This window comes from Streptomyces sp. NPDC005485 (assembly GCF_040606085.1).
Taxonomy (GTDB): domain Bacteria; phylum Actinomycetota; class Actinomycetes; order Streptomycetales; family Streptomycetaceae; genus Streptomyces.
This window is the reverse complement of record NZ_JBEXDZ010000047.1, coordinates 14,542-40,223: the sequence shown is the minus strand read 5'-3', so window position 1 is coordinate 40,223 and position 25,682 is coordinate 14,542. Positions and strand designations below refer to the sequence as shown.

The window sequence follows — 25,682 nt, the reverse complement described above, 5'->3', positions numbered from 1 at the left end:
CCGCCGTGCGCGGCATCGAGGACGACAACCTGCGCCTGTTCGGACGGGTGCAACCGCGCGCGGGCCGGGTCCGTGATCGGACCCGGCCCTCTCGTTTTCCTGCGCTCAGATCACCGACGCGGTACTCGTCGACCCACTCGGCGTCTCGGCGGCGCTGCTGCTCGGAGCGCTGGCCGAGCTGCTCCCCGGAGCGCTCGACGCGGGCCCGCTGGCGGAGTCCGACGTCGACGGCGTGCTCGACGACGCCGGCGGCGTGGAGCTGGCCGGCGGACTGCTCGGCGGCGTGGAGGTCGCCGGCGGACTGCTCGGCGGCCTCGACGTCGACGGCGGAGGCGAGGTGGGCGGCCTCGACGTCGACGGCGGCCTGGACGTGCTCGGCGGCCTCGTCGTACCGCTCGGGCTCTTGGTCCCGCTCGGGTCGTCCGACGGCTGCGTGCTCTTCGTCGGCGTCGGATCGTCCGAGGTGCCGTACGAGCCGTCCGGGCCCGGGTCGGTGGGCGTGCTCGACGCACCCCCGCCACCGCCGCCGTCGCTGTCCTTCTTCGGCTTGTCCGCGCCCAGGCTGTCGTCGTCGGTGCCCTGACTGGCCGACGGGTTGACGCCGACCTTGTCGGAGGGGTCCTGGTCGTTGTTGGACGTCATGCCGAGCCCCACGACGGTGCCGAGCACGGCGACCAGGAGCGCGCCCGCGCCCGCGGCAGCCAGGTTGCGCCGGGTGCCGCTCACCAGGCGGCCCCGCATGCCCTCGCGCTGCGGCCCGGGGCCCGGCTCGGACCGGTGCGTGACCAGCGTCGCGGGGACGGGCGGCGGTTCGGCGGGCGGGAACGAGGCGGGCCCACCGAAGGCGGCGGGTCCACCGAACGCGGCCGGTACGCCTCCCGGGGGCGACGCGGACTCCTCGTACCGCGCGTCCGGCACCTCCTCGCCCGCGGCGGTCTGTCCGCCGGGCGGGGTGACGGCGCCCGAGCGGTCGGCGACCAGTGCGAGCGCCCGGCGTCCGGCGACGGTGCCGCGTTTGTCGGCGAGCGCGCCGCGCAGCCCGATGGAGGCCTCCAACTCGGCGCGCGCCCGGTCGAGCCGGCCGCCGCAGAGCGCGAGGACACCCAGTTCGTGGTGGAAGTAGGCCTGGTCGGCGACCTCACCGGCGAGCCTCGACGCCTCGGCCCCGGAACGCAGCGAGCGCTCCCAGGCACTCCAGTTCAGGCCCGCGGCGAAGGCGGGCGCGGCCGTGCGGGCCAGCTCGACGGAGGGGCTCTCCTCCTCACCGTCCAGCGGGGCCGTGGTGAGCGGCACCAGCACGGTCAGCGCGGCGAGGACGGCGTCCGCCTCGGCGCAGACCCGCTCCGGGGTGACCGAGGGGTGCCCGGCCCACCAGGTGTAGTGCCGGGCGGCGGCGAGCGCACGGTCGGCGACCTCGCCTGCGTACCCGGCGGCCTCCAGCTGGGCCTGCACACCGGCCGCGAGCCGGTAGCGGGAGCCGACCGGCGAGACCAGCGCGCAGCTGGCGAGTTCGGCGAGGGCGGCGTCCGCGTGGGTGTCGCCGACGAGCGCGGGCAGGTGCGCCTGGTGCGGGACCTCGCCGCCCAGGGCGACCGCGAACTTCAGGGTGGCGCGCGCCGACTCGCTGAGCCGGGACGCCAGCAGGGCGGCGGGCGCGGCGCCCTCGGCGAGCGAGGGCAGGGGTACGGCGTCCTCGGCGTCGGCTTCGAAGGGCGCGTCGACGGGTGTGTCGGCGGCCGTGCCTATGGAGGTGTCTATGGACGACGGGCCGACGGGGGCGTCCCCGAGGTAGCCGAACTCGTCGAAGGCGCTCGGGTCGGCGCGCAGCTGGTCGCGCTGTCGCAGCAGCGCCCCGGCCTGCACGAAGCGCAGCGGGAGCCCCTCGGACTCGAACCAGAGGTCGCCCGCCCAGTTCGACTCGTCCTCGGTGAGCACGCGTCCGACGGCGCGCTCCAGGAGTTCCAGGCCGCCGCTGCGGTCGAGGCCGCCGAGGAAGACCTCTTCGAGGAGCGACTCGGCGGACGGCGCCGGAACGTCGGGCGTGGCGCTGATCAGGAAGGCGCACTCGGGGGTGGCGTCGAGCAGTTCGTCGAGCGCGCCGGCGCCGAACTCCACGTCGTCGAGGACGACGACCGCGCCGATCTCGTGGACGAGCCGGAGCAGTTCGTCCCGTTCCGGCCGGTACAGCGGTGCGTTGTGCACTGCGGCGAAGAGGTCGTACAGCAGGTCGTTCGCGGTGCGCCGGTACCCGGACAGGCGTACGACGCCGTCGGGCGCGAGGTCCGCGCAGTCGTCGGCGACGGCGTCCAGGAGCACGGTGCGGCCGGAGCCCGCGGGCCCGGTCAGCCGTACGGAGCGCCCGCGCGCGAGGAGACGTACGAGCCGCTCGCGCTCGTCCTGGCGGTCCAGGAGCGGCAGTCGGGGCAGTGGCGCGCCCGGCGGTACGGGCGGTTGGGCCGCGCGGGCCAGTTCGGTGCGCTCCGCGGCGCTGTACCTGACCGGCCGCTCGGGCCGCTCGCCGGGCGGGCAGACCTCGATCTCGCTGCCGTCGACGGGATTGACGGTCAGCAGGAAGTCGCCCGAGACGAGCTGGACGGTGCGGGCGAGTGCGGGTGTGTGCTGGCCGAAGTCGGATGTCGCCTGTTCACGTGGCGGGCGCGCGCGGGGCGCCTGGCCGTCGTCGTCATGGCCGTACTCTTCGGGTCCCCGGTTGTTCGGGTCCATGTTCCAAGCCCCCCAAAAGCGTCGTGTGCGGTCCTGTCGCCGGGAGTCCGACGGCAGGTTTCTGGCCCCTCCCGGCCTTGCTGCACACTGCGCTGTCGCTTCTGGTCCGGTGCCCGCTCAAGGGTTGTCGGGCGGCGGGCAGCCGAACCCTAAACCTTCGCACAGTATCTCCGAACGGCCGGGGTACCGCGCCGTCCGAGACGTCACAGCTTCGTGAGGATTGTGCGTGACCTGCGTGTCACTCCCGAGACGCCCGGGTCTCCCCCGGCCCTCGGGTTCACACCCGGGGCAGCGACTCCACGCCGATGCCGCCCTCGATCGCGAGGATCCGGTGCAGCCGGGTGGCGACCAGCAGGCGTTGCATCTGCGGCGGTACGTCGCGCAGCACGAGCCGTCGGCCGCACCGCCCGGCCCGCCGGTGGGCCCCCATGATCACACCGAGGCCGGTGGCGTCCCAGGAGTCCAGCTCGGACAGGTCGAGCACCAGGTCGCCGGCTCCGTCGTCGACGGCCGTGTGCAGGACCGAACGGGCGTCCGCCGCGCTGCGGACGTCGAGGCGGCCCCCGACGACCAGCTCGACGTGGTCGCCCCTGATGTACATATCGCTCCCCGAGAGTGCTTCTCGTACTCCGTGTCGGTCTGCGTTTCTCTGTAGTGCACCGTCTGACTGCCCGAAGGGTGCAGAGGTTGCCGTCCGTAAGCGAACCGATACCGAATTCACCTCATGGGGTGATGCCCCAGAGGCGTGTGCGGTTTCAGTGCTTGTAGAAGCCCTGCCCGCTCTTGCGGCCGATGTCACCGGCGTCAACCATCCGGCGCATCAGCTCCGGCGGGGCGAACTTCTCGTCCTGGGTCTCGGTGTAGATGTTGCCGGTGGCGTGCAGCAGGATGTCGACGCCGGTCAGGTCGGCCGTCGCCAGGGGTCCCATGGCGTGGCCGAAGCCCAGCTTGCAGGCGAGGTCGATGTCCTCGGCGCTCGCCACGCCCGACTCGTACAGTTTCGTCGCCTCGACGACGAGCGCGGAGATGAGACGGGTCGTCACGAAGCCGGCCACGTCGCGGTTGACGACGATGCAGGTCTTGCCGACGGACTCGGCGAACGCCCGCGCGGTGGCGAGGGCTTCGTCGCTGGTCTTGTAGCCGCGGACCAGCTCGACGAGCTGCATCATCGGGACCGGCGAGAAGAAGTGCACACCGACGACGCGCTCGGGGTGCTCGGTGGCCGCCGCGATCTTGGTGATCGGGATGGCGGAGGTGTTGGAGGCGAGTACGGCGTCCTCGCGGACGATCTTGTCGAGCGTCCGGAAGATCTCGTGCTTGACCTCGAGCTTCTCGAAGACGGCCTCGACGACGATGTCGGCGTCGGCGACCGCGTCGAGGTCGGTCGTGGTGGTGATGCGTGCGAGCGCGGCGTCCGCGTCGGCGCCTTCGAGCTTGCCCTTGGCCACGAACCTGTCGTACGAGGCCTTGATGCCGTCGAGGCCCCGGCTCAGCGCTTCGTCGGTGACATCGCGCAGCACGACGTCCCAGCCCGCCTGCGCGGAGACCTGGGCAATACCGGACCCCATGAGTCCGGCTCCGATGACGGCAAGCTTCCGTGCCACTGTGCGACTCCCCTGACGCTCCGCTGATGACTGCCTCTCGGGCGGACACTAGCGCTCGTGAAGTGCTGTGTGACCGGTAAGTAATGCGCGTCACGTCTCAACTGACGGACATCACACCGGATGGCTCACCCCGCGTCCCGCACCGCGTAGTTGAGGACCTTCTCGCTCAGCAGGCCCTCCATGTCGTCGAGGAGCAAAAGCACCTCGCGTGACACTTCGTCCGGGTTGCGACCCGCCATCATCTCGCGGCCGATGGTGGCCATGACCGTCTGGTGGACCCAGTTGATCTGGCCGGCGATCAGACCCGGCATCGGATCCTCGGCGGGGGCGCCGGTCTCCTCGCGCAGCGCCTCCTCCAAGTTGATCAGGACCTCCTGACCGATCGCCCACAAACGGGAGCGCAGCCCGGGGGCGTCGTGGATGACCTGCATGAAGCGGGCGTAACCGTCCATCAGTCCGAGCCGCGGCGAGACCGCCTGGACCTCGTCGCGCAGTTCCCGCAGCACGGCGGCGGCGGCCGACTCGCCCTTGCCGCGGGCGCGTGTCCAGCGCGCGAGCCGGTCGACGACGCCCCGGGAGCGGTCGAGGAAGAGGTCCTCCTTGGCGGGGAAGTAGTTGTAGACGGTGTTGACGGAGACGTCGGCCGCCTCGGCGACCTCGGCGATCGTCACCGCGTCGAACCCGCGCTCCAGGAACAGGCCCGTGGCGACATCCGAGATGTACTGCCGGGTCTGCCGCTTCTTCCGCTCCCTGAGCCCTTCTGCCATGCGGCCATCGTAGCTTCGCTGGGCCCGCTGAAGATTTGGGGTGACTTTATTTTTTGGTGTCATTGCAAATTTTCAGCGACTCTGTTTTTCTGGGGCGCATGGCAATCATCAGTACGGCCGGACTGGCCCGTACCTTCCAGACGAAACGCGGCCCCGTGGAGGCCGTGCGCGGCATCGACCTGACCGTCCGCCCGGGCGAGATCCTTGGCTTCCTCGGCCCGAACGGCGCGGGCAAGACGACCACCCTCCGCATGCTCACCACCCTGCTGGCCCCCACCGGGGGCGCGGCCACCGTCGCGGGCTGCGACCTGGTCCGCGATCCGGCCGGGGTGCGGCGCGCCTGCGGTTACGTGGCGCAGTCCGGTGGCGTCGACCCGAGCGTGAGCGTCCGGGAGGAACTGGTCACCCAGGGGCGGCTGTACCGCCTGACGAAGGCTCAGGCGAACGAGCGCACCGAGGAGTTGGCGCACGAGCTGGACCTGACCGAGCTGCTCGACCGCAGGACGTCCGCGCTCTCCGGCGGCCAGCGACGCCGCCTCGACATCGCGATGGGCCTCACCCACCGCCCTGCGGTGCTGTTCCTCGACGAACCGACGACGGGGCTGGACCCGGCGAGCCGCGCCGATCTCTGGGACCTCGTCCGCCGGCTGCGCGCCGAGCACGGCACCACGGTCTTCCTCACCACCCACTACCTCGACGAGGCGGACGCGCTCGCCGACCGCCTGGTGATCGTCGACAAGGGAGTGGTCGTCGCCGAGGGCACGCCGAGCGCGCTGAAGCTGGCCCACGCCGGCTCGATCGACGCGACGCTCCAGGACACGTTCCTCGCGATCACCGGCCGCGGCCCTGCGCCGGCCGACTCCACCCCCGTAGCCGTATAAGCCGCACAAACCGCAGAGGAACCCCTCAGAGATGCTTCTCCACGACACCGCGCTCATTTTCGAGCGGTATGCCCGCCAGACCCTGCGCTCCCGCTTCGCGATGCTCTTCGGCGTCCTGATGCCGCTGCTCTACCTGCTCTTCTTCGGTCCCCTGCTGACCGGTCTGCCGCTCGGGACCCGGGCCGGCTCCTGGCAGGTGCTGGTCCCGGGGCTTCTGCTCCAACTCGTCCTGTTCGGGGCCCTGTTCGCCGGCTTCATGATTATTCTGGAGAAGGGGCAGGGAGTGGTGGAGCGCATGCGCGTCACGCCGGTGAGCCGGCTGGCGCTGCTGCTCGGCCGGGTCCTGCGCGACGCCGCGGTCTTCGTCTTCCAGGCGGTGCTCCTGGTGCTGGCCGCCATTGTCATGGGCCTGCGGGCACCGCTGGCCGGCATCCTGATCGGCTTCGCGTTCGTGGCGCTGCTGACGGTCTCGCTCGCCTCACTGTCGTACGCGCTGGCCATGCGGATGCATACGCCGCAGGAGTTCGGCCCGACCATCAACGCGCTGGCGATGCCCTCCATGCTGCTGTCCGGCCTGATGCTCCCGATGACCCTGGCCCCCGGCTGGCTCGACGTGCTCTCCCACTTCGTGCCGTTCCGCTATGTCGTGGACGCGATGCGGGACGCCTACGTCGGCTCGTACACGACCGATCACATGCTGTACGGCGTCCTGGTCGCCGTCGGTTTCGCGGGACTCGCCGTGACGGTGGGCACACGTGTGTTCCGCAGGGCCGGAGCGTAACTACGCTGGACACATGGTCAATCTGACGCGCATCTACACCAGGACCGGCGACCAGGGCAGCACCGCCCTCGGGGACATGAGCCGGGTCGCCAAGACCGATCTGCGGATCTCGGCGTACGCGGACGCCAACGAGGCGAACGCGGTGATCGGCACGGCGATCGCGCTCGGCGGGCTGGACGAGGAGGTCGTGAAGGTCCTCACCCGGGTGCAGAACGACCTGTTCGACGTGGGCGCCGACCTGTCGACGCCGGTCGCCGAGAACCCCGAGTTCCCGCCGCTGCGCGTCGAGCAGTTCTACATCGACAAGCTGGAGGCGGACTGCGACCGCTTCAACGAGCAGTTGGAGAAGCTCCGCTCCTTCATCCTGCCCGGCGGCACCACCGGCGCGGCACTGCTGCACCAGGCGTGCACGGTCGTGCGCCGGGCCGAGCGCTCGACCTGGGCGGCCATGGAAGTACACGGCACCGAAGGAAAGAGCGGCGGTATGAATCCGCTCACGGCGACCTACCTCAACCGGCTATCGGATCTGCTCTTCATTCTTGCCCGTACGGCGAACAAGGACGTCGGGGACGTGTTGTGGGTCCCCGGCGGGGAGCGCTGACGCCGGAGCCCGCTTGGGGAAGACGGTGTAGCTGACGGCGATCACCACGTTGATGCCGATCAGCCACACCATCCTCGACTGCCACTGGCGCAGCGAGCCGGTGTCGCCGTCCCCTCCGACGTACCAGATCGCGGCCTGGAGCAGTCCGGCGGCGAGCGCCGAGGCGAGGATCCACCGCCCGGCGGTCCGCCACTCGTGGACGGCTCGGGCCGTGCCGTACTTCGGCGGCCGGACCGGCGGTGGGCCGCCCGCGAAGCGGTGGGCGACGTGCGCGTCGACCCACCTGATCGTGCGGTGCCCCATGACCAGGGTGAAGGCGATGTAGACGGCGGCGAGACCGTGCTTCCAGTCCGGGTCGGCGCCGCCCTTGAGGTCGACCGCGGTGACCACGAACAGCACGACCTCCAGCAGCGGTTCGCACAGCAGCAGGGCCACACTGGTCCGGCGCAGCCTCAGCAGGTAGCGGGCGGCGAGGCCCGCCGCCAGCAGCACCCAGAAGCCCACCTCGCAGGCGATGATCAGTCCGACGATCACGGTTCGCTCCTCTCTCGCCCTTCCAGGCTCGCGCGGGCGGCGGGCGGATTCGTCGTCGGCGGTGACGAGGTCGGACTGCATCCTTCGATGTAGCCGCGGACCGTCCCCGGGCATCAGGCGGGGTGCCGGTGTGCCGTGTTGGATGGAGTCATGGCCGACCGTCTCCCCCGCCCGCACCGCGACGACGTGCGCATCGCCGTCGGGGGACTGCTCGGCGGACTGTTCCTGTGGGGTGTCGGGCTCTACAGCCGGGGTCCCGACGATCCGATGGCGCTCGTCGACGCGGGCTGGGCGGTGCTCGTGCCGCTGGTCATCACAGCCGGCTGCGAGCTCATGCGCCGTACGCGGCCGCGCACCGCGCTGCTCATCGGCACGGTCGCCCTGGTCGCCGACCTGCTGACCCGCGGCAACCTGGCCACCATCGTGATGTTCACCGACCTGGTGTACGCGGCCGTGCTGTATGGCTCGCCCGGAGCGGCCCGGCGCATCCCCTGGATCACCGGTCTGATCACGGTGATCGGGACCGTCTGGCCCGTCGCCGCGTGGCGGAAGCCGGAGGGGCTGCTGATCGGGGCGTTCACCGGCCTGGTGACCTTCACCCCCGCCGCCACCGGCTGGATCGTCCGCAACCACCGCGACACCGCCGTCGCGGAACGGCTGCGCGCCGAACAGACCGCGCTGCTCGCCGAGATGGACCGCACCCAGGCCGTGACGGCCGAACGCGCCCGGATGGCACGGGAGTTGCACGACATGGTCGCCAACCACCTGTCCGCGATCGCCATCCACTCCACGGCCGCGCTGTCGCTCGACGACCCCAGGACCTCCAAGGACGCCCTCGCCGTCATCCGCGAGAACAGCGTCGAGGGGCTTGCCGAGATGCGCCGGCTGATCGGGATCCTGCGCGAGGGGGGCAACGACCGCGAACCCGCCGCGGTCCCCACCCTGGACGGACTCGCCGCACTGGTGGAGGGCGCCCGCGCCAACGGCCTCGACATCCGGCTCGACACCGACCACGGCCGGGTCCCCGCACCCGTCGAACTCGCCGCCTACCGGATCGTCCAGGAGTCCCTGACCAACGCCCTCAAGCACGCCCGCCCGGGCCGCGTCACCGTCACCCTCGCCCAGCGGGACGATGTGCTCGACGTCCGGGTCACCAGCCCGTACGGCCACGGGGACGGCCCGCGCGCCCCCGGATCCGGCGCCGGTCTCGTCGGGATGCGCGAGCGGGCCACCCTGCTGGGCGGCACCCTCGCCGCCGGTCCCGACGGCGCGCTGTGGGCCGTACGCGCCGCCCTCCCCCTCACCGAAGGAGCAGCCGAATGATCCGTGTGCTCGTCGCCGAGGACCAGTCCGCCGTACGGGCCGGGCTCGTCCTCATCCTGCGCAGCGCCCTCGACATCGAGGTGGTCGGGGAGGCGGCGGACGGCGAGCAGGCGGTGGCCCTCGCGCGTGAACTTCGGCCGGATATCGTCCTGATGGACATCCAGATGCCGCGCCTCGACGGGGTGTCCGCCACCCGCCAGGTCGTCGACGAGCACCTCGCGGACGTCCTCGTGCTCACCACCTTCGACCTCGACGCGTACGTCTTCGGGGCGCTGCGCGCGGGCGCCTCCGGGTTCCTGCTCAAGGACACGGAGGCGAAGGACCTGATCGCCGCGGTGCGCACGGTCGCGGGCGGCGACGGAATGATCGCCCCAGCCGTCACCCGGCGGCTGATCGCCGAGTTCGCGGCGAAGCCGGTCCGCGAGCCGACGGCCGATCCGACCGTCCTGGACGCCCTGACCCGGCGGGAGCGCGAGGTGCTGTCCTGCCTCGGCGAGGGGCTCTCCAACGCGGAGATCGCGCGGCGGCTCGACATGGCGGAGGCGACGGTGAAGACGCACGTCAGCCGCCTGCTGGGGAAGCTGGAGCTGCGCAGCCGGGTGCAAGCGGCCGTGCTGGCACAAGAGTTGGGTGTCTGAAGCCCGACCAGCGCACTGGTCCAGACCTATTGACCTCTGGTCCAGACCTTTCTATTCTCGCGGCACTGTGGACCTGATGGCTCAGTCAGGTCCCCTACACCCCCGAGGAGGCGCGGCATGCGCTTCAGACACAGAGCCGTGGCAGGGTTCAGCACCTTCCTGCTCCCGCTCGCCGCCCTGGTCGGCCTCGCGAGCCCCGCGCACGCCGACACCGCGGCCACCGCCACGTACGCCAAGACCCAGGACTGGGGCACCGGCTTCGAAGGCAAGTGGACCGTCAAGAACACCGGCACCACCAGCATCGCTTCCTGGACGGTCGAGTGGGACTTCCCCTCCGGTACGTCCGTGACCTCGGCCTGGGACGCGGACGTCACGTCCTCCGGCACCCACTGGACCGCCAAGAACAAGTCCTGGAACGGAACCCTCGCCCCCGGCGCCTCGATCTCCTTCGGCTTCAACGGCGCGGGCCCCGGCTCGCCCTCCAACTGCAAGCTGAACGGCGGCAGTTGTGACGGCGGCGGCACCGTCCCCGGCGACAGCGCACCCACCGCGCCGGGTACTCCGACCGCGTCCTCCATCACCGACACCTCGGCGAAGCTCAGCTGGACCGCGGCCACCGACGACAAGGGCGTCAAGAACTACGACGTCCTGCGCGGCGGAACCAAGGTCGCCACCGTGACCTCGACGTCGTACACCGACACCGGTCTGACCGCCGGCACCGACTACTCCTACACCGTGCAGGCCCGTGACACCGCCGACCAGACAGGACCGGTGAGCGGCTCGGTCGCCGTGCACACCACCGGCGGCACCACGGACCCGCCGCCCACCGGCGGCAGCAACGTCAAGCTCGGCTACTTCACCGAGTGGGGCATCTACGGACGCAACTACAACGTCAAGAACCTGGTGACGTCCGGGTCGGCCGCGAAGATCACGCACATCAACTACGCCTTCGGCAACGTCACCGGCGGCAAGTGCGCGATCGGCGACTCCTACGCCGACTACGACAAGGCGTTCACCGCCGACCAGTCGGTCAGCGGCGTCGCCGACACCTGGGACCAGCCGCTGCGCGGCAACTTCAACCAGCTGCGCGAACTGAAGGCCAAGTACCCGAACCTCAAGGTGATCTGGTCCTTCGGCGGCTGGACCTGGTCCGGCGGCTTCGGCGCGGCCGCGGCCAACCCGGCGGCCTTCGCGCAGTCCTGCTACGACCTGGTCGAGGACCCGCGCTGGGCCGATGTCTTCGACGGCATCGACATCGACTGGGAGTACCCGAACGCCTGCGGGCTGAGCTGTGACACCAGCGGAGCCGCCGCGTACAAGAACCTGATGTCCGCGCTGCGGGCGAAGTTCGGGTCCTCCAACCTCGTCACCTCGGCCGTCACCGCCGACGGCTCCAGCGGCGGCAAGATCGACGCCGCCGACTACGCGGGCGCCGCACAGTACGTCGACTGGTACAACGTGATGACGTACGACTTCTTCGGCGCCTGGGACGCGCAGGGCCCGACCGCCCCGCACTCCCCGCTCACCTCCTACAGCGGCATCCCGAAGGCCGGGTTCACCACGGCCGACGCGATAGCCAAGTACAAGGCGAAGGGCGTCCCCGCGAAGAAGCTGCTGATCGGTATCGGTTTCTACGGGCGGGGCTGGACCGGCGTCACCCAGGACGCCCCGGGCGGCACGGCCACGGGTCCGGCGGCCGGCACCTACGAGCAGGGCATCGAGGACTACAAGGTCCTCAAGACGTCCTGCCCGGCCACCAGCACCATCGCCGGCACGGTGTACGCGCACTGCGGCAGCAACTGGTGGAGCTACGACACCCCGGCCACCATCGGCACCAAGATGACCTGGGCCAAGAACCAGGGCCTGGGCGGCGCGTTCTTCTGGGAGTTCAGCGGTGACACCAGCAACGGCGAGCTGGTGAGCGCCATCAACAGCGGCCTGAACTAAGGGCTGACAGCTAAGCAACGTTGACGCTCCCCCAGACTTCGTCCGGGGGGACCCCCACCCAGCGAGTGAATGTGGCTACGCCACATTCACTCGCTGTCCGGGCGGGGCTGCCTCCAGCCACGCGAGAAATCCGGTCAGCGCGTCTTCGCTCATCGCCAGTTCGAGGCGCGTGCCGCGGTGCAGACAGGCCAGGACGATCGCGTCGGAGAGCAGCGCCAGCTCCTCCTCGCCCTCGGGGGCGCGGCGGCCCGCGACCTCGATCGCCGAGCGCTCAAGGACGCGGCGCGGGCGGGGGGCGTAGGAGAAGACGCGGTACCACTCGATGCGGTCGCCGTTGTAGCGGGCCACTCCGTAGCCCCAGCCCTTGCCGTTGGTGTCGCTGTCCTTGGGGACGTCCCAGCGCAGGCTGCAGTCGAACGTGCCGCCCGAGCGCTGGATCAGCCGGCGGCGGAGGCCGAAGACGAACAGCCCCACCGCGACGAACGCCACTACCAACCCGCACACAGTCAGAGCGAGGACCATCGACACCGACCTCCTCGTCTCCTAGGTAAAGCAGGTAATGAAACGGAAAAAAGCACCCGCATCGCCTCAGCCGCGGCCCGGTCTGGTTTTATCCAGTCCCGGCCGCGGCTGAGTCACATCATTCCGTGCGCTGGGGTCAGCGCACCGCCACCGCACGCAGGCGGACGTCCGCGCGGCGCTCGGCGGCGGCATCGCCCTCCGCCTTCGCGCGCTCGAGCTCCCGCTCCGCACGCTGGACATCGATCTCGTCCGACAGCTCGGCGATCTCGGCCAGCAGCGACAGCTTGTTGTCGGCGAACGAGATGAAACCGCCGTGCACTGCGGCGACGACCGTCCTCCCGTCGCTCGTACGGATGGTCACCGGGCCCGACTCCAGCACACCGAGCAGCGGCTGGTGACCGGGCATGACGCCGATGTCGCCGGACGTGGTACGCGCGACGACCAGGGTGGCCTCGCCGGACCACACACTGCGGTCCGCGGCGACGAGCTCGACATGCAGCTCAGCAGCCAAGGTGGGCTCCTCGGGTCACCACCCGGCGGTAATGCCGGGTGTTGGGTCAAAGTCTAATAGGCGTACGGAGGGGGACGGGACGCACCCCGCGAGGTGCGGCCCCGCCCCCCTCACGAACACGTGGTTCAGGAAACGCCGAGCTCCTTGGCGTTGGCCTTGAGGTCCTCAATGCCACCGCACAGGAAGAACGCCTGCTCCGGGAAGTGGTCGTAGTCGCCGTCGATGATCGCGTTGAAGGCCGTGATCGACTCGTCCAGCGGAACGTCCGACCCGTCGACGCCGGTGAACTGCTTGGCGACGTGGGTGTTCTGGGACAGGAAGCGCTCCACGCGACGGGCACGGTGGACGGTGAGCTTGTCCTCTTCGCCCAGCTCGTCGATACCGAGGATCGCGATGATGTCCTGGAGGTCCTTGTACTTCTGCAGGACCGACTTGACGCGCATCGCGGTGGTGTAGTGATCCGCAGCGATGTAGCGGGGGTCCAGGATGCGGGACGTGGAGTCCAGCGGGTCCACGGCCGGGTAGATGCCCTTCTCGGAGATCGGACGGGAGAGAACCGTCGTCGCGTCGAGGTGGGCGAACGTGGTGGCCGGGGCCGGGTCGGTCAGGTCGTCCGCGGGGACGTAGATCGCCTGCATCGAGGTGATCGAGTGACCACGGGTCGAGGTGATGCGCTCCTGGAGGAGACCCATCTCGTCGGCCAGGTTCGGCTGGTAACCCACCGCGGAGGGCATACGGCCGAGCAGGGTCGAGACCTCGGAACCGGCCTGCGTGAAGCGGAAGATGTTGTCGATGAAGAACAGCACGTCCTGCTTCTGCACATCGCGGAAGTACTCCGCCATGGTCAGACCGGCCAGGGCCACACGGAGACGGGTGCCCGGGGGCTCGTCCATCTGGCCGAAGACAAGGGCGGTCTTGTCGATGACGCCCGAGTCCGACATCTCCTCGATGAGGTCGTTGCCCTCACGGGTGCGCTCACCGACACCGGCGAACACGGAGACACCGTCGTGGTTGTTGGCGACGCGGTAGATCATCTCCTGGATGAGCACCGTCTTGCCGACACCGGCACCACCGAACAGACCGATCTTTCCACCCTTGACGTACGGGGTGAGAAGGTCGATGACCTTGACGCCGGTCTCGAACATCTCGGTCTTCGACTCGAGCTCGTCGAAGCGCGGGGCCTTGCGGTGGATGGACCAGCGCTCGCCCTCGTACTTGTCCTCGGAGTTCAGCACCTCACCGAGGGTGTTGAACACCTTGCCCTTGGTGAAGTCACCGACGGGAACGGTGATGCCCGTGCCGGTGTCGCTCACCGCGGCCTGGCGGACCAGACCGTCGGTGGGCTGCATGGAGATCGTGCGGACCAGGCCGTCACCCAGGTGCTGGGCGACTTCCAGGGTCAGCGTCTTCTTCTCGCCGGCGTTGGCCGGGTCGGCCACCTCGACGTGAAGGGCGTTGTAGATGTCCGGCATCGCGTCGACGGGGAACTCCACGTCGACGACCGGGCCGATGACCCGGGCGACGCGGCCCGTGGCAACGGCCGTCTCAACTGTCGTCGTCATTACTTGTCACTCCCCGCGGTCGCGTCGGCCAGGGCTGCGGAGCCACCGACGATCTCGCTGATTTCCTGGGTGATTTCGGCCTGGCGGGCCGCGTTGGCAAGACGGGAGAGAGAGGTGATCAGGTCTCCCGCGTTGTCGGTCGCCGACTTCATCGCGCGGCGCGTGGCGGCGTGCTTGGAGGCAGCCGACTGGAGCAGCGCGTTGTAGATACGGCTCTCGACGTACCGCGGCAGCAGGGCGTCCAGGACGTCCTCGGCCGACGGCTCGAACTCGTACAGCGGAAGGATCTCGCCCTTGGGCGCCTCCTCCGCAACCTCTTCGAGGCGCAGTGGCAGCAGTCGGCCGTCGATGGCCGTCTGCGTCATCATCGAGACGAACTCGGTGTAGACGATGTGGAGTTCGTCCACGCCGCCGTCCGCCGTCTCCTTCTCGATGGCCTCGATCAGCGGACCCGCGACCTTCTTCGCGTCCGCGTAGGTGGGCTCGTCGGTGAAACCCGACCACGACTCCACGACCTTGCGCTCGCGGAAGTGGTAGTGGGCCAGACCGCGGCGGCCGACGATGTACGTGTCGACCTCCTTGCCCTCCGCCTCAAGGCGCGCCGTCAGCAGCTCGGCGGCCTTGATGGCGTTGGAGTTGAAGGCGCCGGCCAGTCCGCGGTCGCTCGACAGGAGCAGCACCGCGGAACGGGTCGCCGTCTCCGCCTCCGTGGTCAGCGGGTGCTTGGTGTTCGAACCGGCGCCGACCGCCGTGACCGCGCGGGTGAGCTCGGTCGCGTACGGCGCGGAGGCCGCCACCTTGCGCTGCGCCTTGACGACACGCGAGGCGGCGATCATCTCCATCGCCTTGGTGATCTTCTTGGTCGCGGTGACGGATCGGATGCGACGCTTGTAGACCCGGAGCTGGGCTCCCATGAGTCAGGTCCCTTCCTTACGTCACTTGGCCGCGGCCGGAACGTCTTCGCCGAGAAGCTTGCCGTCCGAGGTCTCGAACTGCTTCTTGAAGTCCGCGATGGCGTCCGCGATGGCGGTGAGGGTGTCGTCCGACATCTTCGCGCCCTCCTTGATGGAGGTCAGCAGGCCCTGCTCCTTGCGGTGCAGGTACTCCAGCAGCTCCTTCTCGAAGCGGCGGACGTCGGCGACCGGTACGTCGTCCATCTTGCCGGTGGTGCCGGCCCAGATGGAGACGACCTGGTCCTCGGTCGCCATCGGCTGGTACTGAGCCTGCTTGAGCAGCTCGACCAGACGCTGACCGCGCTCCAGCTGGGCCTTCGACGCGGCGTCCAGGTCGGAACCGAAGGCGGCGAACGCCTCCAGCTCGCGGTACTGGGCGAGGTCGAGGCGGAGCCGGCCGGACACCTGGCGCATCGCCTTGTGCTGGGCGGAGCCACCGACACGGGAGACCGAGATACCGACGTTCAGGGCCGGACGCTGGCCGGCGTTGAACAGGTCGGACTCCAGGAAGCACTGGCCGTCGGTGATGGAGATGACGTTGGTCGGGATGAACGCCGACACGTCGTTCGCCTTGGTCTCGACGATCGGCAGACCCGTCATCGAACCGGCGCCCAGGTCGTCGGAGAGCTTCGCGCAGCGCTCCAGCAGACGGGAGTGCAGGTAGAAGACGTCACCCGGGTAGGCCTCACGGCCCGGCGGGCGGCGCAGCAGCAGGGACACGGCGCGGTAGGCGTCGGCCTGCTTCGAGAGGTCGTCGAAGATGATGAGGACGTGCTTGCCCTCGTACATCCACTGCTGACCGATGGCCGAACCGGTGTACGGCGCAAGGTACTTGAAGCCGGCCGGGTCGGACGCCGGGGCGGCGACGATGGTCGTGTACTCCAGCGCGCCGGCCTCTTCGAGGGCGCCACGCACGGAGGCGATGGTCGAACCCTTCTGACCGATGGCGACGTAGATGCAGCGGACCTGCTTCTTCGTGTCGCCCGAGCGCCAGTTGTCGCGCTGGTTGATGATCGTGTCGACGGCCAGCGCGGTCTTGCCGGTCTGACGGTCGCCGATGACCAGCTGACGCTGGCCACGGCCGATCGGGGTCATCGCGTCGACGGCCTTGTAGCCCGTCTCCATCGGCTCGTGCACCGACTTGCGGACCATGACGCCCGGGGCCTGCAGCTCAAGGGCGCGGCGTCCGGTGGTCTCGATCTCGCCGAGGCCGTCGATCGGGTTGCCGAGCGGGTCGACGACACGGCCGAGGTAGCCCTCGCCGACCGCGACGGACAGCACCTCACCGGTGCGCTGCACCGGCTGGCCCTCCTCGATACCGCTGAACTCGCCGAGGACGACCGCACCGATCTCGCGCTCCTCAAGGTTGAGGGCGAGACCGAGGGTTCCGTCCTCGAACTTCAGCAGCTCGTTCGCCATGGCCGAGGGCAGGCCCTCGATCTTGGCGATGCCGTCGCCGGCGACGGTGACCGTACCGACCTCCTCGCGCGAGGCCGCGTCCGGCTTGTACGACTGGACAAAGTTCTCCAGCGCGTCCCGGATCTCCTCCGGCCGGATCGTGAGCTCCGCCATCTGGGTTCCCTGCTCTCCTTGTTGGGCCCGAAGTTTTCTTGGGGGGTCTGGGGTCAGCCCCCAGGAATCCTCTGCACGGCCCAACCAGGGCCGTAAGCACTACGTATTGCTGTAACGCGTATTGAGTTGCTGCTAGCCGGCCATGCGGCGGCCGGCGTCCTCGAGTCGGTCCGCGATGCTGCCGTTGATGACCTCGTCGCCGACCTGCACCCGCATCCCGCCGACGACCTCGGGGTCGACGTCGAGGTTGAGGTGCATGTGACGGCCGTAGATCTTCGCCAGAGCGGCGCCGAGGCGCTGCTTCTGTACGTCGCTCAGCGGGACCGCCGAGGTGACGACGGCGACCATGCGGTTGCGGCGGTCGGCGGCGAGCTTGGACAGGGACTCGAGTCCCGCCTCCAGGCTACGTCCCCGCGGCGCGGTCACAAGGCGCGTCACCAGACGCTCGGTCGTCGCGTCGGCACGGCCGCCGAGCAGGCTGCGCAGCAGCTCGCCCTTGGCCGCCTTCGCGGCGGAACGGTCGGTCAGCGCGGCGCGCAGCTCGGTGTTCGAGGCGACGATCCGGCCGAACCGGAACAGTTCGTCCTCCACGTCGTCGAGCGAACCCGTCTTCTGCGCGGCCGTGAGGTCGGCGACGGCGGCGAGCTCCTCCAGGGAGTCCACCAGGTCGCGCGACTGCGACCAGCGGGAGCGCACCAGGCCGGCCACCAGGTCGGCGGTCGTCCCGCTGACCTGGCCGCTGAACAGGCGCCCGGCCAGTTCGGCCTTGGCCTCGCCGGCCTGCGCCGGGTCGGTCAGGACCCGACGCAGCGACACCTCGCGGTCGAGCAGCGTGGTGACGGCGGCCAGCTCCTCCGCGAGCGCGGCCGCGTCGACGGACGTGTTGTCCGTCAGCGCGTCGAGACGCTCACGTGCGGCTGCCAGGGCCTCGCGGCTCGCTCCGTGCGCTGTCATCGAGTCGCCTCGGCCTTCTCCTCGAGCTCGTCGAGGAAGCGGTCGATGACGCGGCTCTGGCGGGCGTGGTCGTCGAGGGACTCGCCGACCAGCTTGCCGGCCAGGTCGGTGGCGAGCTTGCCCACGTCCTGACGCAGTGCCTGCGAGGCGGCCTTGCGGTCGGCCTCGATCTGCGAGTGGCCCGCGGCGATGATCTCCTCGCGCTGACGCTGGCCTTCGGCCCGCATCTCGGCGATGAGCGTGGCGCCCTGCTCCTGCGCCTCCTGGCGCAGACGCGCGGCCTCGTGCCGGGCCTCGGCGAGCTGAGCCTTGTACTGCTCAAGAACGCTCTGGGCCTCGACCTTCATGGCGTCGGCCTCTTCGATACCGCCTTCGATCGCCGCACGGCGCTCGTCCAGAACCTTGTTGATGTTCGGGAGGAGCTTCTTCCAGAAGAAGAAGAAGACGATGGCGAAGGCGATGGCGCCGACGAGCAGCTCGGGTCCGGCCGGGACGAGCGGGTTCTGCTCTTCCTCGGCCGCGAGTGCAACCAGGTTGGCGATCACATCAGTGCCTTTCGTCGAATCGTGTCAGGTAAGAGGTGATTACTTACCGAACACGAACGGCATAACGATGCCGATGAGGGCGAGCGCCTCACAGAAGGCGAAGCCAAGGATCTGGTTGGCACGGATCAGGCCGGCAGCTTCGGGCTGACGGGCCAGCGCCTGGGTGCCGTTGCCGAAGATGATGCCGACGCCGACGCCGGGGCCGATGGCGGCGAGGCCGTAGCCGATGGAACCGAGCGAACCGGAGACAGCGGCAAGGGTCTCAGTGGCAGCCATGCTGAATCTTCCTTCTGTTTCTTGGACCGGCGGGGGTTGGCCACCGGACGCTTAGGGGCTTGCGGGAGGGATGCTCAGTGGTGCTCGGCGAGAGCGCCCTGAATGTACGAGCAGGCGAGGAGCACGAAGACGTACGCCTGGACCGCCTGCACGAAAAGCTCGAAGAGGATCATGACGACGGTCATCACGAAGGAGACACCGGCCGCCGGAACCATCGCACCGTTCAGCAGGTACCAGGAGGCGACGGTGAACATCACCAGCATCAAGTGACCGGCGAACATGTTGGCGAACAGTCGCACCGCGTGCGTGAAGGGCCGGACGATCAGGTTCGAGAAGAACTCGATGACCATGACGAGCGGCAGTACGGCGCCGAGCGACTTGTCGTAGCCCGTGACGTTCTTGAAGAAGCCGACGAAGCCGTGCTTCTTGAACGTCAGCGAAACCCAGACGATGTAGACGATGGCGGCCAGCACCATCGGGAACGCGATGACCGATGAGACCGGGAACTGGGCCAGCGGAATCACGGACCAGATGTTCATGATCCAGATGAAGAAGAAGAGCGAGACCATCAGAGGGACGTACTTCTCGCCCTCCTTCTTGCCGAGCGTCTCGTAGACGATGCCGCGGCGTACGAAGTCGTAACCGGCCTCGCCCACCATCTGCAGCTTGCCCGGGACCACCTTGGCCTTACCGAAAGCAAGGGTGAAGAAGGTGATGACCAAGAGGGTGGTGATGAGCGCGAGCAACATCACCTTGTTGAACTCGAACCCTCCGACCGTGGCGATCGGCTGGAAGAGGAACGAGTGCAGGCCCGGTGCCGGGAAGCCGCAGCCGTTGTCGGACATGATCCGACAGTTCCACTCAAAGGCGAGCTGGGTCTGGTCAGCACTCACCACGGGCTCCTTCGGCGTGACGCATGGGTACGGCAACCTCGTTGTGTCGGCGCGGCGCGCAGCCGCTGGTCGGCACTGGACTGGTGAAACGGATGTGGGGGCGGCTTTGGGGCATCAAGCCTCGCGATTGAGCAGGCGTCAGCTCAGATGCCCGCGCCCGCGATGCCGCAGTTGGCACCGGACGATAGCAGGAGATCTCGTACGGCTTTATCCCGGCCCTACCCCTCACGACGAAGACCCTGATTTCTCGGACTTCTCGCTCTTCTGGGGTTCGGGATCGATGTAGAAGAGCTTGGCCTTCATGTGCGCACGTGCCTGCGCGGCCATCCATACGACGGTCGCGACCACCAGCCCGACGGCGAACGCCTTCGGATTGAAGAGGGACGTGTCCTTGAAGACGGCGACGAAGATCAGAAGCAGCAGGAGCTGGGCGACGTAGAGCATCAGCCCCATCGCCTGGAACAGCTGCGGAAGCGTTTTGGCCGTCCATTGCAGGATGTAAAGGCCGATCCCCATGAAGAGGATCGCCAGAACCGTGCCGACCGCAGCGCCGATGGCCCCCTTGCCGCCGGCGACCACACCGCTGACGGCGACGACGAGCGCGCCGACAGCTGCTGTGGGCACAGCGGTCTGCAGAAGGTTCCGGGCGTCATTGGACGGCATGGCGGCAACTCCGCTTGCTGAAGGGGGCAGGGTGTCGTCATGGACGAGCGTAGTCCCGGGTGGAGAGAGAACCTCACGCCAATGGACCGTCGCTTTAAGGTCCTTCGGCTCTGTCCCGGGTTCTCGTGAACCGTATCACAAACTATTTGATGAGGTCTTTACCTGGTTGGTGTGCTCGGTGTCACACATGAGAGTGAAGCTGCGCGTCTGTGCAAGAACCAGGCCAAGTTGTCTGGTATTGGGAGGCTTTGCACTCCCACGAGCAGGTCATGTCTTAGTCAGATTCTTACCTTGCGGTCAGCGCGACGATCCGGCCTTGCGCCCGTCCAGGAATCGTGAACGCGGGCCAATTGCCGTCGCCCCGTTGACTCCTGAGACTCCCGCGACGACCGGGGTGCGCTCCTCGCGGGCGTCCTCCTCGTCGCAGTCGCTCTCCCCTGCCCCGTCCATGAGGGAGGCCGCGCTCGCCTCGGCGGCGGCCGCCGCCCTGCGGCGCCGGTAGCGCGGCGGCACGAAGTGCTCGGCCCAGCGCGGGGCACGCGGCGTGAACCGCGGCAGCAGAAGCAGGACGAGACCCACTGCGCTGAGCGCCACGATGCCGAGCACGATCCACATGGCCCCCGAGTTCACCGAGTAGGCGAGGGCGCCGAAGGCGATCAGTGCCGACCAGAAATACATGATCAGCACCGCCCGGCTGTGCGAGTGGCCGATCTCCAGCAGCCGGTGGTGCAAGTGCCCCCGGTCCGCGGCGAAGGGCGACTGACCGCGCCAGGTGCGCCGCACGATGGCGAGCACCAGGTCGGCGGCCGGCACCGCGATGATCGTCAGCGGCAGCAGCATCGGGATGTACACGGGCACCGTCTGGTGCACGGTGTTGCGCTCCGAACCGGAGAACAGGTTCAGGGCGTCGGGGTCGATCTGCCCGGTGATGGAGATGGCGCCGGCGGCGAGCACCAGCCCGATGAGCATCGAGCCGGAGTCACCCATGAAGACCCGCGCGGGGTGCATGTTGTGCGGCAGGAAGCCCAGGCACATGCCCATCAGCACGGCGGCGAAGAGCGTGGCGGGGGCGGCCGCCTCGATGCCGTACGAGTACCAGATCCGGTACGCGTACAGGAAGAACGCGGCCGACGCGATGAGCACCATGCCGGCGGCCAGACCGTCGAGGCCGTCCACGAAGTTCACCGCGTTGATCGTGATGACGACGACCGCGACCGTCAGCAGCGTGCTCTGCCACTGGGTGAGCGCGAACAGGCCCACGCCCGGGATCGGCAGCCACAGGATCGTCAGACCCTGGACGACCATCACGCCCGCGGCGATCATCTGTCCGCCGAGCTTGATCAGGGCGTCGATCTCGAACTTGTCGTCCAGGACGCCGATCAACCAGATGAGCGCCGCCCCGGAGAGCAGGGCCCGTGGTTCGTTTGACTTCTCGAAGACCTCGCTGAGGTTCGGCAGGTGGTCGGCGACCAGCAGTCCCGCACACATGCCGAAGAACATCGCGATGCCGCCGAGCCGCGGGGTGGGTTCGCGGTGGACGTCGCGCGCCCGGATTTCCGGCATGGCTCCGGCCACGATCGCGAACTTCCGCACCGGCCCTGTCAGCAGGTACGTCACCGCAGCCGTGATGCAGAGCGTCAGCAGGTATTCACGCACGGGCTTCCCCACAGGTCTCGCCGGCCATCTCAGCCCCACACCCTAGCGAGGGACGCATACGGTTGGGGACTTCCGGGTAGCGACGATGGTTGCACGAGTGGCTGTGCACACGTGTGCGCCTACCCCGCCTCAGCCGGGATAGGGCGCAAATCTTCCGGCCAGCTCCCTCACTTCTTCACGCGCCTTCGCCGGGTCGACCTCGTCCCTGAGCACCGCCGCGAACAGCGCCGCGACCCGCACCATCTCCGCCTCGCCCATCCCCTGCGTGGTCAGCGCTGCCGCGCCCAGCCGCAGGCCACGGGCGTCCCCGTGGGGCAGCGCACAGGTGTCGAGGACCATTCCGGCGGCCGCCAGCCGGCCGCGGGCGGTGCGCCCGTCGACGCCGAGTGGCGCCGGGTCGGCCGCCAGCAGGTGCGTGTCGGTGCCGCCGGTGGTGATCACGAGCCCCTCCGCGCCGAGGGCGTCGGCCAGCACCCTCGCATTGGCGACCACCTGATGGGCGTACGCCGTGAACGCCGGAGTTGCCGCCTCGCCGAACGCGACGGCCTTGGCCGCGATGGTGTGCATCTGCGCGCCGCCCTGTGTGAACGGGAAGACGGCCCGGTCGACGCGCTCGGCAAGATCACTGCCGCAAAGGATCATGCCGCCGCGGGGGCCGCGCAGCACCTTGTGGGTGGTGGCGCAGACGACGTCGGCGTACGGCACCGGGCTGGGCGCCGCTCCCCCGGCGACCAGGCCGATGGGGTGCGCGGCGTCGGCGATGAGGTAGGCGCCGACCTCGTCGGCGATCTCGCGGAAGAGCGCGTAGTCGATGTGACGCGGATAGGAGATGGACCCGCACACGAGGGCCTTGGGGCGGTGCGTACGGGCCAGGGTGCGCACCTGGTCGTAGTCGATGAGCCCGGTCTCGGCGTCGACGCCGTAACCGACGAAGTCGAACCAGCGGCCCGAGAAGTTCGCGGGTGAGCCGTGCGTGAGGTGGCCGCCGAACGGCAGTCCCATCGCGAGCACGGTGTCGCCGGGGCGCAGCAGCGCGGCGTACGCGGCGAGGACCGCCGATGATCCCGAATGCGACTGCACATTGGCGTGCTCGGCGCCGAAGAGGGCCTTCGCCCGGTCGACGGCGACGCGCTCGGCGAGGTCGACGATCTCGCAGCCGCCGTGGTGACGGGCGCCGGGGTAGCCCTCGGCGTACTTGTTGGCGAGCGGTGAGCCGAGTGCGGCGAGCACGGCCGGCGAGGTGAAGTTCTCGGCGGCGATCAGCTGGAGCGTCGTGCACTGCCGATCCCGCTCGCCGAGCAGGATCTCGGCGAGTTCCGGGTCCTGCCGCCGCAGCACGTCGAACTCGGGCCCGGGGACGACGGGCCGTACGGCTTCCTGAGCATGCGTGAGCGACATGGTGGGCTCCGGGGCCTGAGCGGGGGTGCGCCGAGCGGCTCCGGGGAGGTGCGGGGGCGTGCCCGCACTTCCTCGGGGTCGCTTAGGACCAATGTAGGCCCGGGGCGCCGGGGACGCCCGGTGTTGCCCCCGCGGCGGCACCGGACGGCGGGCTACGTGCGCGCGGGCACCCCGGTGAGGGCCGTGACCACGGGGTCCACCGCCTGGTGGATCTCGTCCCCGATGGACCGGAAGAACGGCAGCGGCGCCCCGTAGGGGTCGAACACCTCGTCCGCCTCCGCGGTGGGCGCGAGCAGCCACCCGCGCAGCGCCGCGGCGGCCCGCACCAGCGCCCGGGCCCGCTCGATGACCCCGTCGTTCAGCGGCGGCAGCGTCGCCGGGTCTATCGCGCGCACCAGCCGGGTGAACTCCTTCAGCGTGAACGTGCGCAGGCCCGCCGAGTGGCCCATGGAGATGACCTGCTGTCGGTGGTCCCGGGTGGCGGTCAGCACCAGGTCGGCCCGGATGACGTGGTCGTCCAGCAGTTCACGTCCCATGAAGCCGGAGGCGTCCGCGCCGAAGTCGGCGAGGACCGTCTCCGCGTTTGCCTCCATGGGCGCGCCCTCGTGGCCCCAGGTGCCCGCGCTCTCCACGATCAGGCCGCCCCACAGGGGGTCGCCGAGCCGGTCCGCCAGGGCGTGCCGGGTCAGCCGCTCGGTGATCGGCGAGCGGCACACGTTGCCGGTGCTGACGTGGAGGATGCGGAAGGAACCCCCGGAGAACCCGTCGGCCCCCGTGAACCCCGTGCCTATGCCACGCCCCGCGTCAGGGGCTGTCAATTCGCCACCTCGAGGTCGGGTACGACCTTCCGCAGCTCCTCGGCGGACAGTGCGCCCTCGCGCAGGAGGACGGGCACCTTGCCGGTCACGTCGACGATCGACGACGGGACGATGCCCGGGGTGGGACCGCCGTCCAGGTAGACGGAGACGGAGTCGCCGAGCATCTCCTGTGCGGCGTCGCAGTCCTCCGGCGAGGGGTGGCCCGTGAGGTTGGCGGACGAGACGGCCATGGGGCCGACCTCGGTGAGCAGCTCGATGGCGACCGGGTGCAGCGGCATGCGCACGGCGACGGTGCCACGGGTGTCCCCGAGGTCCCACTGCAGGGACGGCTGGTGCTTGGCGACGATCGTGAGGGCGCCCGGCCAGAACGCGTCGACGAGCTCCCAGGCCATCTCGGAGAAGTCCGTGACGAGGCCGTGCAGGGTGTTCGGGGAGCCGATGAGGACGGGCGTGGGCATGCCACGACCGCGGCCCTTGGCCTCCAGGAGGTCGGTGACGGCCTCGGAGGAGAACGCGTCGGCGCCCACGCCGTACACCGTGTCCGTGGGAAGGACCACCAGTTCGCCCCGGCGGACGGCGGACGCGGCCTCGCGCAGACCGGTCGTGCGGTCGGTCGCGTCGTTGGTGTCGTATCGCCGTGCCATTTAGCGGGCCTCCTCGTACACGTACTGCTGTGGGAAAAGGGTCTGGGGGATGCTCACGGCATCGCCTTGCGGGCGGTCGCGAAACGCGGCCGGTTGTTCAGGTCGGGGTGGTCGGCCGCGTCGGCCCAGCCCCGCTCCTCGGTGAAGATCCACGGCACCTGGCCGCCCTGGGTGTCGGCGTGCTCGATGACGACGACACCTCCGGGGCGCAGCAGCCGGTGCGCGGTGCGCTCGATGCCGCGGATCAGGTCGAGCCCGTCCTCCCCTGAGAACAGGGCGAGTTCGGGGTCGTAGTCCCGGGCCTCGGGCTGGACGTACTCCCATTCGGTGAGCGGGATGTACGGCGGGTTGGAGATCACCAGGTCCACCTGGCCGTCGAGGTCGGGGAATGCCTCCAGGGCGTCGCCCTGGCGCAGGTCGACCCTGGACCCCTCGACGTTCTTGCGGGTCCACCGCAGGGCGTCCTCGGACAGCTCCACGGCGTGCACGCGCGAACGCGGCACCTCCTGGGCGAGGGCGAGCGCGATGGCGCCGGAGCCCGTGCACAGGTCGACGATGAGCGGTTCCACGACGTCCATGGCGCGTACGGCGTCTATGGCCCAGCCGACGACCGACTCGGTCTCGGGGCGGGGCACGAAGACGCCGGGTCCGACCTGGAGTTCCAGGTAGCGGAAGTAGGCGCGCCCGGTGATGTGCTGGAGCGGTTCGCGGGCCTCGCGGCGCGCGGTGACCTCCCAGTAGCGGGCGTCGAAGTCGGTGTCCTTGACGGTGTGCAGCTCGCCCCGCTTCACGCCGTGCACGAAGGCGGCGAGCTCCTCCGCGTCGTTGCGCGGCGAGGGCACGCCGGCGTCGGCCAGCCGCTGGGTGGCCTGGGCCACTTCCGCGAGCAGCAGGTTCACGCTGGTCCTCCGGGGC

The 25,682-nt window shown here is 69.6% G+C and carries 26 protein-coding genes; 6 read left to right on the top strand and 20 right to left on the bottom strand.

The genetic code is table 11. The annotated features are described in order from the left end of the window. Positions 1 to 105 precede the first annotated feature (105 nt). From ABZS97_RS18100 to ABZS97_RS18085, 4 genes are all read right to left on the bottom strand, one after another. On the bottom strand, positions 106 to 2,724 hold the full coding sequence (locus tag ABZS97_RS18100) for an ATP-binding protein (RefSeq protein ID WP_356138894.1): 2,619 nt from the start codon (positions 2,722 to 2,724) through the stop codon (positions 106 to 108). Positions 2,725 to 3,001: 277 nt separating this feature from the next. Next, complete coding sequence (locus ABZS97_RS18095; protein WP_356138892.1) at positions 3,002 to 3,325, bottom strand: STAS domain-containing protein; 324 nt, start codon at positions 3,323 to 3,325, stop codon at positions 3,002 to 3,004. A gap of 154 nt (positions 3,326 to 3,479) precedes the next feature. Then, positions 3,480 to 4,328 carry a 3-hydroxyacyl-CoA dehydrogenase family protein gene (locus ABZS97_RS18090; RefSeq protein ID WP_356138890.1) on the bottom strand — a complete coding sequence of 283 codons (849 nt, stop codon included), beginning with the start codon at positions 4,326 to 4,328 and terminating at the stop codon, positions 3,480 to 3,482. A gap of 125 nt (positions 4,329 to 4,453) precedes the next feature. After that, the gene (locus ABZS97_RS18085) at positions 4,454 to 5,095 is read right to left on the bottom strand and encodes a TetR/AcrR family transcriptional regulator (RefSeq protein WP_356138888.1); all 642 of its coding nucleotides are present in this window, start codon (positions 5,093 to 5,095) and stop codon (positions 4,454 to 4,456) included. A gap of 98 nt (positions 5,096 to 5,193) precedes the next feature. Here ABZS97_RS18085 and ABZS97_RS18080 point away from each other — a divergent pair, with 98 nt between their 5' ends. The 3 genes from ABZS97_RS18080 to ABZS97_RS18070 are packed head-to-tail and all read left to right on the top strand — an operon-like array spanning position 5,194 to position 7,358. After that, positions 5,194 to 5,976 (top strand): ATP-binding cassette domain-containing protein, encoded by a 783-nt coding sequence (locus ABZS97_RS18080; RefSeq protein ID WP_356138886.1) that lies wholly within the window; start codon positions 5,194 to 5,196, stop codon positions 5,974 to 5,976. A gap of 31 nt (positions 5,977 to 6,007) precedes the next feature. Then, positions 6,008 to 6,757, top strand: a complete 750-nt coding sequence (locus ABZS97_RS18075; protein ID WP_356138884.1) for an ABC transporter permease — start codon at positions 6,008 to 6,010, stop codon at positions 6,755 to 6,757. 13 nt (positions 6,758 to 6,770) lie between these two features. After that, on the top strand, positions 6,771 to 7,358 hold the full coding sequence (locus tag ABZS97_RS18070) for a cob(I)yrinic acid a,c-diamide adenosyltransferase (RefSeq protein ID WP_356138881.1): 588 nt from the start codon (positions 6,771 to 6,773) through the stop codon (positions 7,356 to 7,358). Here ABZS97_RS18070 and ABZS97_RS18065 read toward each other — a convergent pair. After that, positions 7,275 to 7,892 carry a hypothetical protein gene (locus tag ABZS97_RS18065; protein WP_356138879.1) on the bottom strand — a complete coding sequence of 206 codons (618 nt, stop codon included), beginning with the start codon at positions 7,890 to 7,892 and terminating at the stop codon, positions 7,275 to 7,277. The two genes, ABZS97_RS18070 and ABZS97_RS18065, sit on opposite strands and share 84 nt — an antisense overlap. 150 nt (positions 7,893 to 8,042) lie before the next feature. Here ABZS97_RS18065 and ABZS97_RS18060 point away from each other — a divergent pair, with 150 nt between their 5' ends. The 3 genes from ABZS97_RS18060 (at position 8,043) to ABZS97_RS18050 (ending at position 11,800) form a co-directional block, all read left to right on the top strand. Further along, complete coding sequence (locus ABZS97_RS18060) at positions 8,043 to 9,215, top strand: histidine kinase (protein ID WP_356138877.1); 1,173 nt, start codon at positions 8,043 to 8,045, stop codon at positions 9,213 to 9,215. Further along, a complete protein-coding gene (locus ABZS97_RS18055; protein ID WP_356138875.1) occupies positions 9,212 to 9,853 on the top strand; it encodes a response regulator transcription factor in 642 nt (213 codons plus the stop codon). Before ABZS97_RS18060 ends, ABZS97_RS18055 begins: the two co-directional genes overlap by 4 nt. Before the next feature lie 117 nt (positions 9,854 to 9,970). Then, a complete protein-coding gene (locus tag ABZS97_RS18050; RefSeq protein WP_356138873.1) occupies positions 9,971 to 11,800 on the top strand; it encodes a glycoside hydrolase family 18 chitinase in 1,830 nt (609 codons plus the stop codon). A gap of 75 nt (positions 11,801 to 11,875) precedes the next feature. On the opposite strand, the gene ABZS97_RS18045 is transcribed toward ABZS97_RS18050, so the two are convergent. The 15 genes from ABZS97_RS18045 to prmC form a co-directional block, all read right to left on the bottom strand. Continuing rightward, a complete protein-coding gene (locus ABZS97_RS18045; RefSeq protein WP_356138871.1) occupies positions 11,876 to 12,322 on the bottom strand; it encodes a DUF2550 domain-containing protein in 447 nt (148 codons plus the stop codon). Positions 12,323 to 12,458: 136 nt separating this feature from the next. Further along, on the bottom strand, positions 12,459 to 12,833 hold the full coding sequence (locus tag ABZS97_RS18040; protein WP_356138869.1) for a F0F1 ATP synthase subunit epsilon: 375 nt from the start codon (positions 12,831 to 12,833) through the stop codon (positions 12,459 to 12,461). Positions 12,834 to 12,958: 125 nt separating this feature from the next. After that, positions 12,959 to 14,395 (bottom strand): F0F1 ATP synthase subunit beta, encoded by a 1,437-nt coding sequence (atpD, locus tag ABZS97_RS18035; protein WP_356138866.1) that lies wholly within the window; start codon positions 14,393 to 14,395, stop codon positions 12,959 to 12,961. Then, positions 14,395 to 15,309: a F0F1 ATP synthase subunit gamma gene (locus ABZS97_RS18030; protein WP_356138864.1), complete on the bottom strand. Its 915-nt coding sequence runs from the start codon at positions 15,307 to 15,309 to the stop codon at positions 14,395 to 14,397. The genes atpD and ABZS97_RS18030 overlap by 1 nt, the downstream gene beginning before the upstream one ends. 21 nt (positions 15,310 to 15,330) lie before the next feature. Beyond that, positions 15,331 to 16,920, bottom strand: coding sequence for a F0F1 ATP synthase subunit alpha (atpA, locus tag ABZS97_RS18025; RefSeq protein ID WP_356138862.1), 1,590 nt, complete (start codon positions 16,918 to 16,920; stop codon positions 15,331 to 15,333). Between the two features lie 132 nt (positions 16,921 to 17,052). Further along, entirely contained in the window at positions 17,053 to 17,874 is an 822-nt protein-coding gene (locus ABZS97_RS18020; protein ID WP_356138860.1) for a F0F1 ATP synthase subunit delta, read from the bottom strand. Beyond that, positions 17,871 to 18,419 carry a F0F1 ATP synthase subunit B gene (locus ABZS97_RS18015; protein ID WP_356138858.1) on the bottom strand — a complete coding sequence of 183 codons (549 nt, stop codon included), beginning with the start codon at positions 18,417 to 18,419 and terminating at the stop codon, positions 17,871 to 17,873. Before ABZS97_RS18015 ends, ABZS97_RS18020 begins: the two co-directional genes overlap by 4 nt. 39 nt (positions 18,420 to 18,458) lie before the next feature. After that, positions 18,459 to 18,695: a hypothetical protein gene (locus ABZS97_RS18010; protein WP_015657805.1), complete on the bottom strand. Its 237-nt coding sequence runs from the start codon at positions 18,693 to 18,695 to the stop codon at positions 18,459 to 18,461. A 74-nt stretch (positions 18,696 to 18,769) separates the two neighbouring features. Next, a complete protein-coding gene (gene atpB / locus ABZS97_RS18005; protein ID WP_356138934.1) occupies positions 18,770 to 19,540 on the bottom strand; it encodes a F0F1 ATP synthase subunit A in 771 nt (256 codons plus the stop codon). 273 nt (positions 19,541 to 19,813) lie between these two features. Next, positions 19,814 to 20,251, bottom strand: a complete 438-nt coding sequence (locus tag ABZS97_RS18000) for a hypothetical protein (RefSeq protein ID WP_356138855.1) — start codon at positions 20,249 to 20,251, stop codon at positions 19,814 to 19,816. Positions 20,252 to 20,548: 297 nt separating this feature from the next. Continuing rightward, positions 20,549 to 21,907 (bottom strand): MraY family glycosyltransferase, encoded by a 1,359-nt coding sequence (locus ABZS97_RS17995; protein ID WP_356138853.1) that lies wholly within the window; start codon positions 21,905 to 21,907, stop codon positions 20,549 to 20,551. 129 nt (positions 21,908 to 22,036) lie between these two features. Then, positions 22,037 to 23,305, bottom strand: coding sequence for a serine hydroxymethyltransferase (gene glyA, locus ABZS97_RS17990; protein ID WP_356138851.1), 1,269 nt, complete (start codon positions 23,303 to 23,305; stop codon positions 22,037 to 22,039). Between the two features lie 152 nt (positions 23,306 to 23,457). Then, positions 23,458 to 24,123, bottom strand: a complete 666-nt coding sequence (locus ABZS97_RS17985; protein WP_356138849.1) for a protein-tyrosine-phosphatase — start codon at positions 24,121 to 24,123, stop codon at positions 23,458 to 23,460. Then, positions 24,120 to 24,767 carry an L-threonylcarbamoyladenylate synthase gene (locus ABZS97_RS17980; RefSeq protein ID WP_356138847.1) on the bottom strand — a complete coding sequence of 216 codons (648 nt, stop codon included), beginning with the start codon at positions 24,765 to 24,767 and terminating at the stop codon, positions 24,120 to 24,122. The genes ABZS97_RS17985 and ABZS97_RS17980 overlap by 4 nt, the downstream gene beginning before the upstream one ends. 53 nt (positions 24,768 to 24,820) lie before the next feature. Further along, on the bottom strand, positions 24,821 to 25,666 hold the full coding sequence (prmC, locus tag ABZS97_RS17975; protein ID WP_356138845.1) for a peptide chain release factor N(5)-glutamine methyltransferase: 846 nt from the start codon (positions 25,664 to 25,666) through the stop codon (positions 24,821 to 24,823). Between the last annotated feature and the right edge of the window lie 16 nt (positions 25,667 to 25,682).

Excerpts from the sequence above, each read along its gene's own strand:
- ABZS97_RS18100 (WP_356138894.1), bottom strand. The coding sequence starts at position 2,724 with ATGGACCCGAACAACCGGGGACCCGAAGAGTACGGCCATGACGACGAC.
- ABZS97_RS18095 (WP_356138892.1), bottom strand. The coding sequence starts at position 3,325 with ATGTACATCAGGGGCGACCACGTCGAGCTGGTCGTCGGGGGCCGCCTC.
- ABZS97_RS18085 (WP_356138888.1), bottom strand. The coding sequence starts at position 5,095 with ATGGCAGAAGGGCTCAGGGAGCGGAAGAAGCGGCAGACCCGGCAGTAC.
- ABZS97_RS18080 (WP_356138886.1), top strand. The coding sequence starts at position 5,194 with ATGGCAATCATCAGTACGGCCGGACTGGCCCGTACCTTCCAGACGAAA.
- ABZS97_RS18075 (WP_356138884.1), top strand. The coding sequence starts at position 6,008 with ATGCTTCTCCACGACACCGCGCTCATTTTCGAGCGGTATGCCCGCCAG.
- ABZS97_RS18070 (WP_356138881.1), top strand. The coding sequence starts at position 6,771 with ATGGTCAATCTGACGCGCATCTACACCAGGACCGGCGACCAGGGCAGC.
- ABZS97_RS18060 (WP_356138877.1), top strand. The coding sequence starts at position 8,043 with ATGGCCGACCGTCTCCCCCGCCCGCACCGCGACGACGTGCGCATCGCC.
- ABZS97_RS18055 (WP_356138875.1), top strand. The coding sequence starts at position 9,212 with ATGATCCGTGTGCTCGTCGCCGAGGACCAGTCCGCCGTACGGGCCGGG.
- ABZS97_RS18050 (WP_356138873.1), top strand. The coding sequence starts at position 9,971 with ATGCGCTTCAGACACAGAGCCGTGGCAGGGTTCAGCACCTTCCTGCTC.
- ABZS97_RS18045 (WP_356138871.1), bottom strand. The coding sequence starts at position 12,322 with ATGGTCCTCGCTCTGACTGTGTGCGGGTTGGTAGTGGCGTTCGTCGCG.
- atpD (WP_356138866.1), bottom strand. The coding sequence starts at position 14,395 with ATGACGACGACAGTTGAGACGGCCGTTGCCACGGGCCGCGTCGCCCGG.
- ABZS97_RS18030 (WP_356138864.1), bottom strand. The coding sequence starts at position 15,309 with ATGGGAGCCCAGCTCCGGGTCTACAAGCGTCGCATCCGATCCGTCACC.
- atpA (WP_356138862.1), bottom strand. The coding sequence starts at position 16,920 with ATGGCGGAGCTCACGATCCGGCCGGAGGAGATCCGGGACGCGCTGGAG.
- ABZS97_RS18020 (WP_356138860.1), bottom strand. The coding sequence starts at position 17,874 with ATGACAGCGCACGGAGCGAGCCGCGAGGCCCTGGCAGCCGCACGTGAG.
- ABZS97_RS18010 (WP_015657805.1), bottom strand. The coding sequence starts at position 18,695 with ATGGCTGCCACTGAGACCCTTGCCGCTGTCTCCGGTTCGCTCGGTTCC.
- atpB (WP_356138934.1), bottom strand. The coding sequence starts at position 19,540 with ATGTCCGACAACGGCTGCGGCTTCCCGGCACCGGGCCTGCACTCGTTC.
- ABZS97_RS18000 (WP_356138855.1), bottom strand. The coding sequence starts at position 20,251 with ATGCCGTCCAATGACGCCCGGAACCTTCTGCAGACCGCTGTGCCCACA.
- glyA (WP_356138851.1), bottom strand. The coding sequence starts at position 23,305 with ATGTCGCTCACGCATGCTCAGGAAGCCGTACGGCCCGTCGTCCCCGGG.
- ABZS97_RS17980 (WP_356138847.1), bottom strand. The coding sequence starts at position 24,767 with ATGGCACGGCGATACGACACCAACGACGCGACCGACCGCACGACCGGT.